This window comes from Alteromonas sp. AWQ4_252 (assembly GCF_056158205.1).
The window spans coordinates 3,275,511-3,289,299 of record NZ_JBSWSV010000001.1; the positions used below are offsets into that span (position 1 = coordinate 3,275,511).

Annotated in this window: 13 protein-coding genes; 5 read left to right on the forward strand and 8 right to left on the reverse strand. The window is 45.6% G+C overall.

The window, feature by feature from the left end:
- Positions 1–22 precede the first annotated feature (22 nt).
- On the forward strand, positions 23–2,209 hold the full coding sequence (locus tag ACXACM_RS14440; protein ID WP_474822584.1) for a prolyl oligopeptidase family serine peptidase: 2,187 nt from the start codon (positions 23–25) through the stop codon (positions 2,207–2,209).
- A gap of 480 nt (positions 2,210–2,689) precedes the next feature.
- Here ACXACM_RS14440 and ACXACM_RS14445 read toward each other — a convergent pair whose 3' ends face one another.
- A complete protein-coding gene (locus ACXACM_RS14445; RefSeq protein ID WP_474822585.1) occupies positions 2,690–3,715 on the reverse strand; it encodes a zinc-binding alcohol dehydrogenase family protein in 1,026 nt (341 codons plus the stop codon).
- A gap of 65 nt (positions 3,716–3,780) precedes the next feature.
- The gene (locus ACXACM_RS14450; RefSeq protein ID WP_474822586.1) at positions 3,781–4,884 is read right to left on the reverse strand and encodes an L-dopachrome tautomerase-related protein; all 1,104 of its coding nucleotides are present in this window, start codon (positions 4,882–4,884) and stop codon (positions 3,781–3,783) included.
- 212 nt (positions 4,885–5,096) lie between these two features.
- On the opposite strand from ACXACM_RS14450, the gene ACXACM_RS14455 reads away from it, so the two are divergent.
- Together ACXACM_RS14455 and ACXACM_RS14460 are read left to right on the forward strand one after the other, a co-directional pair.
- Complete coding sequence (locus tag ACXACM_RS14455) at positions 5,097–6,014, forward strand: LysR family transcriptional regulator (protein ID WP_474822588.1); 918 nt, start codon at positions 5,097–5,099, stop codon at positions 6,012–6,014.
- 58 nt (positions 6,015–6,072) lie between these two features.
- Entirely contained in the window at positions 6,073–6,819 is a 747-nt protein-coding gene (locus tag ACXACM_RS14460) for an MBL fold metallo-hydrolase (protein ID WP_474822589.1), read from the forward strand.
- A 10-nt stretch (positions 6,820–6,829) separates the two neighbouring features.
- On the opposite strand, the gene ACXACM_RS14465 is transcribed toward ACXACM_RS14460, so the two are convergent.
- The 4 genes from ACXACM_RS14465 to ACXACM_RS14480 form a co-directional block, all read right to left on the reverse strand.
- Positions 6,830–7,126 carry a 2OG-Fe(II) oxygenase gene (locus ACXACM_RS14465; protein ID WP_474822590.1) on the reverse strand — a complete coding sequence of 99 codons (297 nt, stop codon included), beginning with the start codon at positions 7,124–7,126 and terminating at the stop codon, positions 6,830–6,832.
- Positions 7,127–7,261: 135 nt separating this feature from the next.
- The gene (soxR, locus tag ACXACM_RS14470) at positions 7,262–7,705 is read right to left on the reverse strand and encodes a redox-sensitive transcriptional activator SoxR (protein WP_474822592.1); all 444 of its coding nucleotides are present in this window, start codon (positions 7,703–7,705) and stop codon (positions 7,262–7,264) included.
- A gap of 427 nt (positions 7,706–8,132) precedes the next feature.
- Positions 8,133–8,345 (reverse strand): hypothetical protein, encoded by a 213-nt coding sequence (locus ACXACM_RS14475; protein WP_474822593.1) that lies wholly within the window; start codon positions 8,343–8,345, stop codon positions 8,133–8,135.
- A gap of 13 nt (positions 8,346–8,358) precedes the next feature.
- On the reverse strand, positions 8,359–8,838 hold the full coding sequence (locus tag ACXACM_RS14480; protein WP_474822594.1) for an EVE domain-containing protein: 480 nt from the start codon (positions 8,836–8,838) through the stop codon (positions 8,359–8,361).
- 166 nt (positions 8,839–9,004) lie between these two features.
- Between ACXACM_RS14480 and ACXACM_RS14485 the strand changes: the two genes are divergently transcribed.
- A complete protein-coding gene (locus ACXACM_RS14485) occupies positions 9,005–9,436 on the forward strand; it encodes a hypothetical protein (RefSeq protein WP_474822596.1) in 432 nt (143 codons plus the stop codon).
- Between the two features lie 153 nt (positions 9,437–9,589).
- Complete coding sequence (locus ACXACM_RS14490; protein ID WP_474822597.1) at positions 9,590–11,797, forward strand: YgiQ family radical SAM protein; 2,208 nt, start codon at positions 9,590–9,592, stop codon at positions 11,795–11,797.
- Positions 11,798–11,804: 7 nt separating this feature from the next.
- Here the strand turns inward: ACXACM_RS14490 and ACXACM_RS14495 are convergent, their stop codons facing one another.
- On the reverse strand, positions 11,805–13,223 hold the full coding sequence (locus tag ACXACM_RS14495) for a PepSY-associated TM helix domain-containing protein (protein ID WP_474822598.1): 1,419 nt from the start codon (positions 13,221–13,223) through the stop codon (positions 11,805–11,807).
- A 10-nt stretch (positions 13,224–13,233) separates the two neighbouring features.
- Positions 13,234–13,776 (reverse strand): hypothetical protein, encoded by a 543-nt coding sequence (locus ACXACM_RS14500; RefSeq protein ID WP_474822600.1) that lies wholly within the window; start codon positions 13,774–13,776, stop codon positions 13,234–13,236.
- Positions 13,777–13,789 lie beyond the last annotated feature (13 nt).

The following is a 13,789-nucleotide window of genomic DNA, read 5'->3' on the forward strand; positions in this document are numbered from 1 at the left end:
ACTATGGAAAAGGAAACCTACCATGGAATTTATCAGGAAGTTGTTCACGTATATTGTAATACTCGGATTAGTTGGGTGTTCACTCCAAGAGAGCTCGATTACCGATCCTAAACCTTTAGAAAAAGCAAAAGTAAAGCAAATGTCACTGGACGATCCTTACCTGTGGTTAGAGGAAATAGAGGGTGACAAAGCCCTGACGTGGGTAAAGCAGCAAAATACTCGTACCTTATCCAAGCTTGAAGCCAGCCCGATATATACAGATCTGAAAGCCAAAGCACTCGACGTTGTGAATTCCTCAGAGCGGATCCCTCTTGGCAGTATTCGGGATGGTGAGGTCTATAACTTCTGGCAAGACGAAAAACATGTTCGGGGCCTGTGGCGCAGAGTATCGCTAGCGAGCTTCAGCACTAACACCCCTGAGTGGGAAACCCTTATTGACTTCGACGCCCTTGCCGAATCTGAAAATAAAAATTGGGTGTTCAAGGGTGTTGATTGCTATTCAGCGAAAGGCAAGGCCGATTATAAATGCCTGGTAAGTTTATCTGACGGTGGAAAGGACGCAGTTACTGTTAGGGAGTTTGACCTGTCAACTAAACGCTTTATCGATCACGGCTTTATATTGCCAGAGTCGAAATTAATGGCAGCGTGGGTAGATTACAATACCCTTCTCGTTGCCACCGACTGGGGTGACGACGGCACAACGTTAACAGAATCAGGTTACCCTTACGTGGTAAAACGCTGGAGCCGCGGAACCCCATTGGAATCGGCCGAGACAGTTTTCAGAGGAAAAAAATCTGATACTGCCGTATTTCCATTTACAGTGGACACCACTGATGGCAGTAAAATTGAATTGATAATACAGCAATCTACATTTTTCACTAATCAACACTATGTGCTTGCTGGTAAAAATGCTATTAAACTGCCACTTCCGGAAAAGTCAGAGGTGATTGGGCTACACCAGGGTCAACTGCTCTTCACAATTAACCAAGATTGGCAAGTGTCTGTCAGTAGTACAAAAGCCAGGTACAAAACCGGTAGCCTCCTGTCTATGTCGTATTCAGCCAGCAGCGAATTAACTAAAGAGTCCCTACCAGTCGTAGTGTTCGAACCCAATAAGCGTCAATCCATCGAGAAGGTATCGCTGGCGAAAGGTCAGATTCTCTTATCCATCAACGACAATGTTGTGGGTAAAGTATTTGCGATAACCAGAGATAGGAATGACTGGATATCCCGACCACTAGACCTTCCACAAGATGGCAAGCTTGAAGTCACTTTCTCCAGTCAACAAGAAGATACAGCATTTGTTACTTACGAAGGCTTTCTAACGCCTGACTCCCTGATAAGTTACTCAGCGTCCACCGGTGAGAGCAAAACCTTGAAGCGTTTACCCAGTTGGTTTGATGCCGACGACTTGGTGGTAGAGCAAAAGCAGGTTGCTTCTAAAGACGGAACAATGATCCCCTTTTTCGTCGTCCACAAGAAAGGCATTAGGCACGATGGGCGTACACCCACTCTTTTGTATGGCTATGGCGGTTTTCAGGTATCCATGCTTCCCCACTACAGCGGCATTCTCGGTAGACTCTGGCTTGAACAGGGTGGCGCCTATGTTCTTGCAAACATTCGTGGGGGTGGCGAATTTGGCCCTGAATGGCATCAGGCAGGCCTTAAAACCAATCGCCAGGTAATTTACGATGACTTTATTGCTGTGGCCGAATGGCTTGTCGAGCACAAACTCACTTCTGCGTCTCACCTGGGTATTCAAGGGGGCTCAAACGGTGGTTTGCTTATGGGAGTAATGTTGAACCAACGCCCGGATTTATTTAATGCCGTTATAGTGCAAGTGCCCCTGTTAGATATGCTTCGCTTTCATCTGCTGCTGGCTGGCGCTAGTTGGGTTGGAGAATATGGTTCGCCGGAAGTACCAGAGGAACGCGAATGGTTAGAGAAAATGTCTCCCTATCACAATTTCAACCCTCAAACCGGTTACCCGGAACCTTTTTTTGTTACATCCACTAAAGACGACCGGGTACACCCTGGCCACGCGAGGAAAATGGCGAAATTGTTCGAAGATGCAGGCAAACCGTTTCTCTATTACGAGAACACAGATGGCGGCCATGCAGCATCGGCCAACTTGCAAGAAGCAGCCCACCGGGTTGCACTTCAGTTTACTTATTTAACTGAAAAATTAATGCTTAATACCACGCAATAGAGCAAAGACATCGTAACCACTTTCATCGTCACGGCTTGCCGCTGTGGCGATGAATTGAAGAGCCGCGAAGTTTTATGTGACATCAGGAGTTAAATCATTGAAGACCCTTTTATTTATTGTTATCTGTCTGTTCAGTCAAAGCTTATATGCTTCTGCCACCCCTGAGGAATTTGTTCGTTGCAATAAAGTTGCCGTATCCAAATTGGAATACTGTTTAGCGGATCGCGGCGAAACATGTTGGAAAAAGTCGAAGGTCGCCTATCACGCTTGTCGTGAACGTATTGTTCAAAATCATCAAACAAATCATGCTCGAAAGGAAGCCGAGAAGCAGATGCAAATAGAGTGAAGGGCTTATCGCGCACAAACTTACCTTTGCGGCACACCCAGGCTTTCGAGGAGCATGACTACAAATCTTCGCCAAAGCTGCAGCTGTGGCGAAGAATGCTAGAGTTTGCGCTTGGTATCTCTTTACTTAAAAAGTTAGTTAAATGAAATCGCCAGTTTGCCTATGGATTTACCAGTTTCTAGTTCGCCATGGGCCTTTTTAAAGGTTTGAGCGCTAAGACCGTCAAGAGAAGTCGTCAGCGTAGATTTAATTCGCCCGGCATCAATGAGGTTCGCCACCTGAAACAAAATACTTTGCTGCTGTTGAATATCGTCAGTATTGAACAGCGAGCGGGTAAACATAAGTTCCCAGATAAAACCAACGGATTTAGCCTGAAGTTTCGATAGATCTATGCCGCCGTCGAACTCAACGATTGAACTAATTAACCCCTGTGGAGCTATCAATTCTACCATTGCATCCCAATGCCCTAAGGTGTCAGCAATATTGAAAATATAGTCAACCTCCCCGAGTTTTTGTTCATTCATGGATTCCACCAAATTACGATGGTTAACGACATGATCCGCGCCCAATTTTTTTACCCAAGCTTCAGTTTCTGGCCGTGAAGCCGTGGCTATAACTGTTAAATTAGTGAGTTGCTTTGCGAGTTGGATAGTCATTGAACCCACTCCCCCCGCACCACCAATAACAAGCAGCTTTTTCTTTTCCGTAGGACGAATACGTAAACGTTCAAAAAGTGCCTCCCACGCCGTTAATGCGACCAATGGGACCACAGCGGCTTCAGGATCTGACAAACTTTTTGGCGCATGTGCGGTTATGCGAAAATCTACAGCCTGATATTCAGCATTAGAACCATTGCGGGATACATCTCCAGCGTAATAAACCCGGTCGCCAGGTTCAAAACCCGTTACATCTTTTCCCATGCCGACAACGGTACCTACCCCGTCATAACCAAGAATTTTGGGTTGAGCAAGGGTTTTGTCATTAGCGGCGCGAACGCGAATTTTTGTATCCGCCGGATTCACTGAGACAGCGCTGACTTTTACGAGTAAATCCTTGTCGCCAACGGATGGCAGATCAACAGTATATTCAACTAAGCTGTTTTCGGCATCAATGGGTTTCGATTCAACAAAACCGATAGCTTTCATTTTTTCGGGTAACATACTAAAGCTCCAAATTTAAATTATTAGGTTCAACAGGCACAGAAGAAGGCAATAGCTTCCTAGCCTTATGGTTGGTAACTAAATCGATATAACGTGTACGGTGCTTTTGCATTGCCCAAACCTTGACTAAACGCCGGGTGCTGATGCAATTGATCCTGAGTAATGTATATGTACCCGTTACTCACCGCTAAACTATCAGGCCATGACAATTTTTTATCTTCGATTAGGGTCTGATAATGTCCTGGTGTCGTGAGCCCAATCGCGCTATTTTCCAGGTCAGTTGCTAAAATGCCTACACCAGGCGCATAAGCTATGCCATCACTTGGATTTTTAGGGCCGTAAACTTCAATTGTATTCTGCAAATCACGATCTGAAGCGTTATTGTCAGCGAGGGTTGACGCCGGTAAGCGATAAACCTGAGTGCCTGTAAATGCGCCAAAGTAAACCCACTCAAATTCATCATCAATGGCAATCGGGTTTAAACCAAATCGCAAGCTGTTCGTTTCACCGCTTTCTGTTTTAGAGGCAAGTAACGACGCTTCTATCACGATATTTCTATTTTCTGGCATCAGTTGCTGAGCACTTTCCAATACCCGCCGTGACTTTCCTGTTTCCAGATCAACGACTATAAAAGCGGGCTTGGTTGCTCCCTGGAAATTTCCGAAAGTCATATCAGCGATGTAAACTTTTCCGCGATTTTCATCAATAGCAAAATCCTGAATAAACGAATTGGGCTGCAATGCACTCTTGTCAATTTGAATGGTGGTATGTAGTGAGTTATTTACACTATCCCAAGCAACCAACTGGGCCGGTGATTTTTCACTACCCATGTCCAGCATCCACACGATTCCGTTTGAATCTGTTTGTACACCAATGACTGCGCTAAGCCCAACGTTCCCCGTGTCCGGACCGTCTGCCCAATCAATGTTTGGAAAAGGTTTTTTCTCTCCGTTTGCCATCACTTCGACAACCCGATATTTCGGATCATCCAAAGGGTGCATGCTAATAATGATTCGACCATCGGGTGTAACAGTAATGCCGCCACCCCGTGTCTCATTAAATTGTGTTACCGCTTCTAACGGCCCTACTTCAGCCGCGCTAACATAATTTGCCGCTAATGCTGAGAACCCAATCATGCCAAACAGTGCTGTTTTATTTAGTAATTTCATCAGTTTTCCTTATTCGTGAATTTGGTCAAGCCACCACGTGTAACAGTGATGTCGTTATTTTCTAACTACTGAGTTAATACTAACCACCCAACTAACAAACAAAAACAGCCTAACGATTGAATCTTTATCTAATATTTTTTGACAATCTAATTTATCGGTCACATGATTTTGTGCATAATGTGCGCTCCCAAATTGATTCCTAAAGACTATTTATGCTCTTGGAAGATTTAACCATTATTGTAAAAGTAGCTGAGCTTAAGAGTATTACGGCCGCCGCGGATAGCTTAAATATGCGCACTGCTACAGCCAGTGCAGCAGTGAAAAGAGTAGAAAAAGCGCTGGGAGTAGACTTATTCATTCGAACGACGCGACAACTTAGGTTGTCAGCAGCAGGCGAAAGATATCTGCCCAAATGCATGGAAGCTCTGAAGTCACTGGATATTGCTAAGCAAAACATACAACATGAAAAGGAAGAAGTGAGCGGTGAACTGAGGTTATCCGCACCATCTGATTTGGGACGAAATATTATTCTCCCCTGGTTAGATGAGTTTGCTGAGGAACACCCAAACCTTAAACTGAAAATCCATATCGCAGATCGCAACATAGACTTCTACCGTGAACCCGTAGATCTCGCCATTCGCTATGGTGCGCTAACAGATGACAATCTCTATGGCTTTAAAATTTGCAACGTGCGCAGAGTACTTTGCGCTTCGCCTCGCTACATTGAGAAATTCGGTCAACCTACAACACCTGAAGATATTGCCAATCACAATGCCTTGTTGTTCCAGTTTCACGAACTTATCGATACTGAGTGGTGTTTTACTCGGCAAAACCAAACCTACAAAGTAAAAACTGCAAGTAACAGGGTTTCAAATGATGCCGATTTGGTTCGGCGTTGGTGCGTAAGAGGCAAAGGGTTGGCTCGGAAATCTTGTCTAGACATGTCAGCAGACCTTTTAGCCGGTAACATCGTCAAAGTCATGCCTGAATACGAACCAACTTCTACAGAATTGTGGCTGGTCTGCCCTAGCAGGCAAACTATCACGCCGGCGATACGCTTGTTGCGGGATTATTTAAAGAAAAGAACAGCTTTTGTATTAGAGCAGCTTACGTCGAGGGGAATTCTATAGTGGTTTGACCAGAAGAGCTTTGCTAATATCATCTGGTCAGGGTAATAAACGAGGATGTATGCAACTTCACGAGATTGGGGGATATATTGAAAACATTTACCTGGTTGAAGACAACCACAGGCTAATGTTGCTTGATGGCTGCAGTCGGGCAGATGTCGATACCGTGTGTCACTATATTACTGAAAAATTATCATTGCCTTTAGCGGCCTTAAAACTCATTGTCGTCACCCATATGCATCCTGATCATGCAGGCGGAGCAAAGCGGTTACAAAACCGCACTGGTGCGCGTATCGCATGCCACCCGAAGGCACCCTTATGGTATCGCGGCGTTAGCGGCCGTACCGCCCATGCCATTGATGTAGCGCTCACCTGGTGGGTAGCAGGCAAATTAGGTAAGACACGACGCCATATCTGGTATAAACCTTATTTTCAGCCAGATATCTCGCTCTGTGACAATCAAATACTGCCCGAGTTTGAAGATTGGCAGGTTATATACACGCCCGGTCATACCGACCACGATATTTCACTGTTACACAAGCCAACGCACAAATTGTATGTTGCCGACCTCATTGTATCGGTGAAAAAACGTCTGACCTTTCCGTATCCGCTGTGCCATCCAAACCAATACAAGAGCTCGTTACAGCGTGTACAGCACCTCGCTCCCAGTACGATTTTCTGTGCTCATGTAAAACCCCTCAACGCCGAAGAAATCAGTTTCCCACGGCTCATCGCCCAGGCTCCGCGACGCCCAATCAATCATTGGCACGCCAGTAAGTTGCGCCTCACCCGCGCCTTTTCCAGATAATTTAGCTGTGTTAAATGTACACTGCTATTGAGAGTAGTTTTCTTTCTCCTTTTTCAATTTTTGTTACGCTATGCATGTATTTATCGGGCCTGAAGAAATAAATCCGATCAAACCAATTAAGAATTACTTTGTCAGCATGAAAAATTCCGCCTTTTATCGGCTTTTTCAGTACGATATTAAACTTAAAATAACGACCTTTACCCATGGGGTCGTTGTGCGATAGAACCTGATGTCCCTCACCGTAAGTAACAAGATTAATAGAAAACCTTGTCATCGCGACAATTGCTCTGTTTTTTACTTTCGCCATACACCTCTGCCAGTTACGCTCTTCAGTCAGGACAGTCGCCACCTGAGAACATTAATTTTCTCAAAGTTTTAGCGATGACACTACGCTTACAAGAGACCAATTGGCACTTTCATAGTCGAATAGTAACTAACACATTCAAGAAGACGAGGAGTCAAATATTACAGGGCCTGCGCCATGCTCAGCCAGTTCATCTTGAGGGTTTCTCAATGCACACGCTTTCATAGACAAACAGCCGCAGCCAATACAGCTGGATAACTCGTCCTTTAATTTTGTGAGTTTGGCAATGCGAGCTTCCAGCTGATTGTGCCAAAATTGCGATAATTGCTGCCAATCAGCCTGACTGGCTGTTTTATTCATCGGCAACACCTCGATAGCTTTTTTGATTTCACTTAACGACATGCCCAGTTGCTGGGCAACCTTGATAATGGCAACCCGACGCAATACTGCACGGGGATATATCCGCTGATTACCGTTATTCCGGCCGCTCTTTATTAACCCTTTGTTTTCATAAAAATGAAGTGTAGATACGCTTACCCCACTGCGCATTGCTACCTCACCCACTTTCAATAAGGTATCCATCTCGCTTCCCCGCCTCTCGCTTTCTCATTATTAATCACTTTAATGAAATAACTCCTTGACCTCAACATAAGTTGAGGTTTTAGCCTACAAAAAAAAAACAGGAGAAAAACATGGAAAACCAAATGAATTACAGATGTGAATGCAGGACCCGGGACGCAGACCAAGATGCAAAGAAAGTCGGTATAACTAAGCGGCGTAAGGAGCAAACGAAAAAACTGCTGAGCGCATTCGGCAAGTATGCGAAAGCCATGTCATTTTTAAAGTAAGTGCAGATAATAGGATTTGTATTGTTCAGGCGTCAGTCCCTACTGCATAAAAAAAGCCCTCTGATTTTTACGTCCGAGGGCGTAAAGCTCAGATCCGTTGCCTCCTAAAATTTTTGAGCTGATGACCATTTTAAGGCATTTGGCAGATCAGAAAAGGGCTATTACTGAGGTTTGCTGTTATTGCTGTTTTCTTGCTCCTCGACCTCATAAGCTTTCTTTTTCTCGCCTCCGAATTCGGTAACTACCAGCAGGAAAACTACCAGCATCACACAAACGAATACCACGGATATAATCATACCGATAGCCGTAGTACCCGTAGCGGCGAGCAATGGGCTGGAAGTAAACAGTAAAAACAAAGCCAAATACACTTGCATTATTAATCCTAATTCAACTATTAAAATCCATACCTGTTGCACTTTTATATAGACATCGCCATTCATCAGTTTCTACAGGCATTACCGACAATCGTTGTCCTTTTTTGACAACGCCGAGTTGAGTAATTTCAGGCATTGCTTTAATTGCTTGCAATGACAGCACCTGATCAAATTTTTCTACAAACTGTACATCAACACAATACCAGCGGGGCGCATCGGGTGTCGCTTTTGGATCATAATAACGACTCTCTGGGGAAAATTGACTATCGTCAGGGTACGCCTCCCGAACTATGGTTGCCACGCCTGCAATGCCAACCTCTTTGCAGCTGGAATGATAGAAGTAAACGAAGTCTCCGTTTTTTACCTTATCTCTTAAAAAATTTCGCGCCTGATAGTTTCTGACGCCATCCCAGGGTTCAGTCTTATTTGGGCGAGAGGCTAAATCATCGATGCCAAAAGCATCGGGCTCCGACTTAAATAACCAAAAGGCCATGATGGGTTTGCTCCACTGAAACGTTTGATATGACAAGGTTATCATACCCTATGGGCTCGAGTATTCTGAGCTTTACATTGATTTACAGAACCTTGACAAACAAAGGAATACCCATTGCTAAATTAAAAAGGTGCCAATGTTGGCATGTCAGATTGGAGATTTCACTATGGAAATATCACAGTTCAGCGGAATGCTGCAAAGCAATGGCATTTCTGCCACTAACGCTGCCCAAAGCAGGCCGCCTCCACCACCACCTCCGCAAGATGAGCTCTCCGACTATATGGATGAGTCGAAAGAAGACACTGAAGTAAAAGCGTTCATGGAAAGTGTCATGGAAATGGAAGCCTCGGGGACGTTTGACGCCGAAAGCCTTGCTGCCAACGCCCCTGCTTCCATGAAAGAGTTTGCCGAGGAAAACGGTGTTGATCTAAAGAGCTTTTTTGAGCAAAAACACGAACAACACAGTCAAAGAGGAGGCATGCCACCTCCGCCATCAACTCAAGCTGGCAATTACGCGTCAAACTCAATGCTTGGCAGTGCTGAATCAACTTTGATGGAAACACTTTCTTCCAGCATAAGTATCAACACGACGGCATAATCTTACCGCGCCATACGGAAGGTTGTTGCCACTGAGGAAACTGACCATTCAGGCGGAGCTTGCTCACAGCTTCGCTTTTCTATTTAACTATCTCCTGACACCCCGAAAATGTTACAATCCTGCCTTTATTTTTGATATTTCCGGTTTTACCTCATGAAAGCAACCATCAAAGCGGATCGCAGCTTATTTTCGTACCCAAAGTACTGGGCTCATTGCTACGGCACCGCACCTTTTTTACCCATGTCAAAGGAAGAGATGGATGCACTCGGCTGGGACAGTTGCGATGTCATTCTGGTGACCGGCGATGCCTATGTCGATCATCCGAGTTTTGGTATGGCAGTAATAGGTCGGGTACTTGAAGCCCATGGTTTTCGTGTAGGTATTATTTCGCAACCGGATTGGACCAATAAAAATGACTTCATGAAACTGGGTAAACCCAATTTATATTTTGGCGTAACCGCCGGTAACATGGATTCAATGATCAACCGCTATACTGCGGATAAAAAACTTCGCCACGATGATGCCTACACCCCAGGAAATGTTGGCGGTAAGCGTCCAGATCGTGCGGTAACCGTATATGCTCAACGATGTCGTGAGGCCTTCAAGAGCGTGGCTGTTATCATTGGTGGCATCGAAGCCAGTTTACGCCGTATCGCTCATTATGATTATTGGTCAGAAAAAGTGCGCCGCTCCGTGCTTTTTGACAGTAAGGCCGACATGTTGTTTTTCGGGAATGCTGAAAGACCTTTGGTGGAGGTCACTCACCGCCTTGCCGCAGGCGAAACTATCGGCGATATTCGCGACGTTCGCGGCACAGCCATTATCGTCAAAGAAGCACTCCCGGAATGGCAGGGAGTAGACTCTACTTCTCTCGACAAGCCTGGAAAAATTGAACCGATCCCTTCCCCTTATCAGGAACTTCCCGAGTGCGACAAAGAAGATAACAACACGGTACAGGCCAGTGACGTTGCCCAGCCCATTGTTATTCAGCCTGCTGAGCGAAGAAAACCGTGGGAAAACGTATATGTAAAATTACCCGCTTTTGAAGTGGTGAAAGACAACAAAGCGCTTTATGCACATACATCGCGTATTTTGCATCAGGAAGTTAACCCTGGATGCGCCCGGGCACTGATGCAGCGTCACGGCGACAGACACATCTGGATTAACCCACCCGCCATGCCTCTTGAAACCGAGGAAATGGATGCTGTGTTTGACTTGTCTTATCAACGTGTCCCCCACCCGGTATATGGCGATGCTAAAATTCCTGCCTACGACATGATACGCTTTTCTATCAACATCATGCGTGGCTGTTACGGTGGTTGTACATTTTGTTCTATAACCGAGCACGAAGGTCGAATCATTCAAAGTCGTTCAGAAGACTCTATTATTCGCGAGATGGAAGAGATCCGCGACAAAGTACCTGGGTTTACCGGCGTGATATCAGATTTAGGCGGGCCTACGGCAAACATGTACCGCTTGCGTTGTAAAAGTCCTAAAGCGGAAGCCACCTGTCGCAGGCCATCTTGCGTTTATCCCAGTATTTGTGCCCATATGGATACCGATCATAAGCCAACCATTGATTTATATCGCCGCGCACGCGCATTGCCGGGAATAAAGAAAGTATTGATTGCGTCAGGTGTTCGTTATGATTTGGCAGTGGAAGATCCTGAATACGTAAAAGAGCTGGCCCTTCATCACACTGGAGGCTACCTGAAAATTGCCCCGGAACACACCGAAGACGGGCCGCTGAGCAAGATGATGAAGCCCGGTATGGGCAGCTACTATAAGTTCAAGGAGATGTTCGACAAGTATTCAGAGCAAGCAGGTAAGAAGCAGTACCTTATTCCGTATTTTATTGCTTCTCACCCAGGAACAACTGACGAAGACATGCTGAGCCTGGCGATCTGGCTTAAAGAAAACCGCTTTAAACTTGATCAGGTTCAGAACTTTTACCCTTCCCCCATGGCTACAGCAACGACTATGTACCATACGGAAGTAAATTCATTGAGAAAAGTAACTAAAGATAGCGAGCATGTACCTTCTGCCAAAGGCGAGATCCATCGCCGTCTTCACAAAGCCATGTTGCGTTACCACGATCCGAAAAACTTTGCTCAAATTCGTGCAGCTCTGAAGAAAATGGGCCGGGAAGATTTAATCGGACGTGGTCCTCAACACCTTGTGCCACCGGAAACAGCTGAGGAAAAACGCCAGACCGCTAAGAAAGGGAAGCGAGGTGAGCGAGCCTTAACGAAACATACAGGGTTACCCCCGAAAGGCTTTCGCGACAAAAAAAGCCCCCATCAGCGCCAAGGTAAAATTTCAGGGCGCAATGGCAGAAAAGCCAATACGCCTCAAAAGTAAGTATTTATCATAAAGCCGCTTGCGCACTGCGCCGCAAGCGTGCCCCTTTCCACATTGCCCAGGCAGCAAACAACGCCATGGGGATATTCAGTTGCAGCGCTGCCACGGTCAAAAAGCCACTCCCGTGGTTTATTAAATACACCACAAGTAGCAACAGGACACTTACCGCCGAAATGTGCAACCAGGCAGATTGGTTGAGCCTCTGTGTGCTGAGCGTTGCAACGAGGTTCAATACCATAAGCCCCCAAAATACAGCGAACAGCGGGAGTGTTGACAACATATCGACAATAGCGGTTAACGCTAGTGCGCTCACACTGCCCCATACCAACGCGTACCAAAGACGGGTAAGTAATGGTGGGTGAGCTTTTTTAGCCAGCCAAATCTCCACACCTGTAACGCACAACATGGTAAGCATAATACCGAGTACAAAATAAAGCGCTTTACTCGGCAAGCCTGCAAAATCACCAAAATGAAGGCGATACATTGACCATAAAAGCTGCTTGCCCCAATGGCCATCCGAATAACCAGCTGTACCTAAATACCTGCCTTCGCTGTCAAAGCGATAGTTCTCAGAATAGCCCATTTTCCCTGCAACATGAGCGTATATTTCAATAAACTGGTCCGCTGTCCCTACCTCATGAACAGTGGCAAAGATAATTTTACTTTCTGGTGCGATATCGGCCATTTGAGCATAAGTAGCGCCTACTTGGGGAAAGGTTTCGCCGTTTTCTACCACGGGATCAGGGGTAAAGATTTTGTTCACAATCGCGTCTTGATCACCACCAAAATACAATTGAGAGACCAACACCAATAACACGCCAGCGAGACCAAAATACGCACCGGTAACGCCAATGATCAAGTGAAAAGGCGCTGCCCACAAACCAAAACGATTATGTAAATCAATTTGGTATTGCTGACCATTTCCTCCAGTACGCAACTTGAACGCGTCTTTACTTATACGTTTATGGGCGATGATCCCGGTGAATACCAGCGTACATATGATTGCGCCCAATGCACTCACCAATATCATTCCCCAATTCTGGGGTAAGTTGAGATAAAGGTGTAAATCTACCAGCATCCGGGTAAAGGACACACTCTCCTTTTCGATCAACTCACCGGTTTCATCTGCAAAATAAGCCACATGGTCATTTTCTACCACAAATCGAGGAATTCCCGAGGTCGGAAATACAATAAAGAGGTGGTGCGTTTCTTCCGGGTGCTCTGCAAGAAAGTTTGTGAGTGCTGCATCGACGGCACCTGGATCCACACTTTCCATTTCTTGTATATGGGGCTGTTCCCAGCGTTCGAACTCTAAGTGGAATACAGCGATTGTCCCTGACAAGCAAACTAAGAACAGAAGTGTGCCCAAAAAAAGTCCAACCCAACTATGGGCATTTAGCGCCGTTTGTTTAACGTCTTTATTCATTTCAACTGCTCTAAAATGCCGGTAGGAAGATTAGCCAGGCTGCGCTTAGCCCGGCGAGTAATAAATACATCAATAAGGCTTTGCCTTTGCTCGTAACCGCAAAATAGTGGTACACCAAACCGCCCCACAACAAAGGCAACAAAACGGTGCAAATACCAAGTTGTCCGTCTACCGCAATGGGCAAATGTAAACAGATTGCAAGACTTGCCAGTACGCTGGTTACAAGCAATAACAACAAAACAACCGCGGTATGACCTAAATGTCGGAACATGAGTTTATTACTGAACGTAACTTCACGGGGTGAAGGTTCAGAAGAGGGTGCGCTTAAAGAAATCTGATTTACGCCAATAAAGGGCCACACCAGCAGTGCTGGAATACATACTGCGTATACAACACCAAATTCCCAGCCTTCACTCACGCTCCACGCAACAGCCGACCCCACAAGCAGTAACAGACTCAAATAAAACAATCGCCCGTGTTGTTTTTTCCAACTCAAGTAAAAGCCAGCTACGGCGACAAAGCTCGCCGACAGCGCGCACAAAACCCCAAACATGTTTAATACCTTA

Coding starts and splice junctions, on each gene's coding strand:
- ACXACM_RS14490 (WP_474822597.1), top strand. CDS start 9,590: ATGAAAGCAACCATCAAAGCGGATCGCAGCTTATTTTCGTACCCAAAG.
- ACXACM_RS14465 (WP_474822590.1), bottom strand. CDS start 7,126: ATGGCGAAAGTAAAAAACAGAGCAATTGTCGCGATGACAAGGTTTTCT.
- ACXACM_RS14495 (WP_474822598.1), bottom strand. CDS start 13,223: ATGAATAAAGACGTTAAACAAACGGCGCTAAATGCCCATAGTTGGGTT.
- ACXACM_RS14485 (WP_474822596.1), top strand. CDS start 9,005: ATGGAAATATCACAGTTCAGCGGAATGCTGCAAAGCAATGGCATTTCT.
- ACXACM_RS14500 (WP_474822600.1), bottom strand. CDS start 13,776: ATGTTTGGGGTTTTGTGCGCGCTGTCGGCGAGCTTTGTCGCCGTAGCT.
- ACXACM_RS14455 (WP_474822588.1), top strand. CDS start 5,097: ATGCTCTTGGAAGATTTAACCATTATTGTAAAAGTAGCTGAGCTTAAG.
- ACXACM_RS14450 (WP_474822586.1), bottom strand. CDS start 4,884: ATGAAATTACTAAATAAAACAGCACTGTTTGGCATGATTGGGTTCTCA.
- ACXACM_RS14440 (WP_474822584.1), top strand. CDS start 23: ATGGAATTTATCAGGAAGTTGTTCACGTATATTGTAATACTCGGATTA.
- ACXACM_RS14460 (WP_474822589.1), top strand. CDS start 6,073: ATGCAACTTCACGAGATTGGGGGATATATTGAAAACATTTACCTGGTT.
- ACXACM_RS14445 (WP_474822585.1), bottom strand. CDS start 3,715: ATGTTACCCGAAAAAATGAAAGCTATCGGTTTTGTTGAATCGAAACCC.
- ACXACM_RS14475 (WP_474822593.1), bottom strand. CDS start 8,345: ATGCAAGTGTATTTGGCTTTGTTTTTACTGTTTACTTCCAGCCCATTG.
- ACXACM_RS14480 (WP_474822594.1), bottom strand. CDS start 8,838: ATGGCCTTTTGGTTATTTAAGTCGGAGCCCGATGCTTTTGGCATCGAT.
- soxR (WP_474822592.1), bottom strand. CDS start 7,705: ATGGATACCTTATTGAAAGTGGGTGAGGTAGCAATGCGCAGTGGGGTA.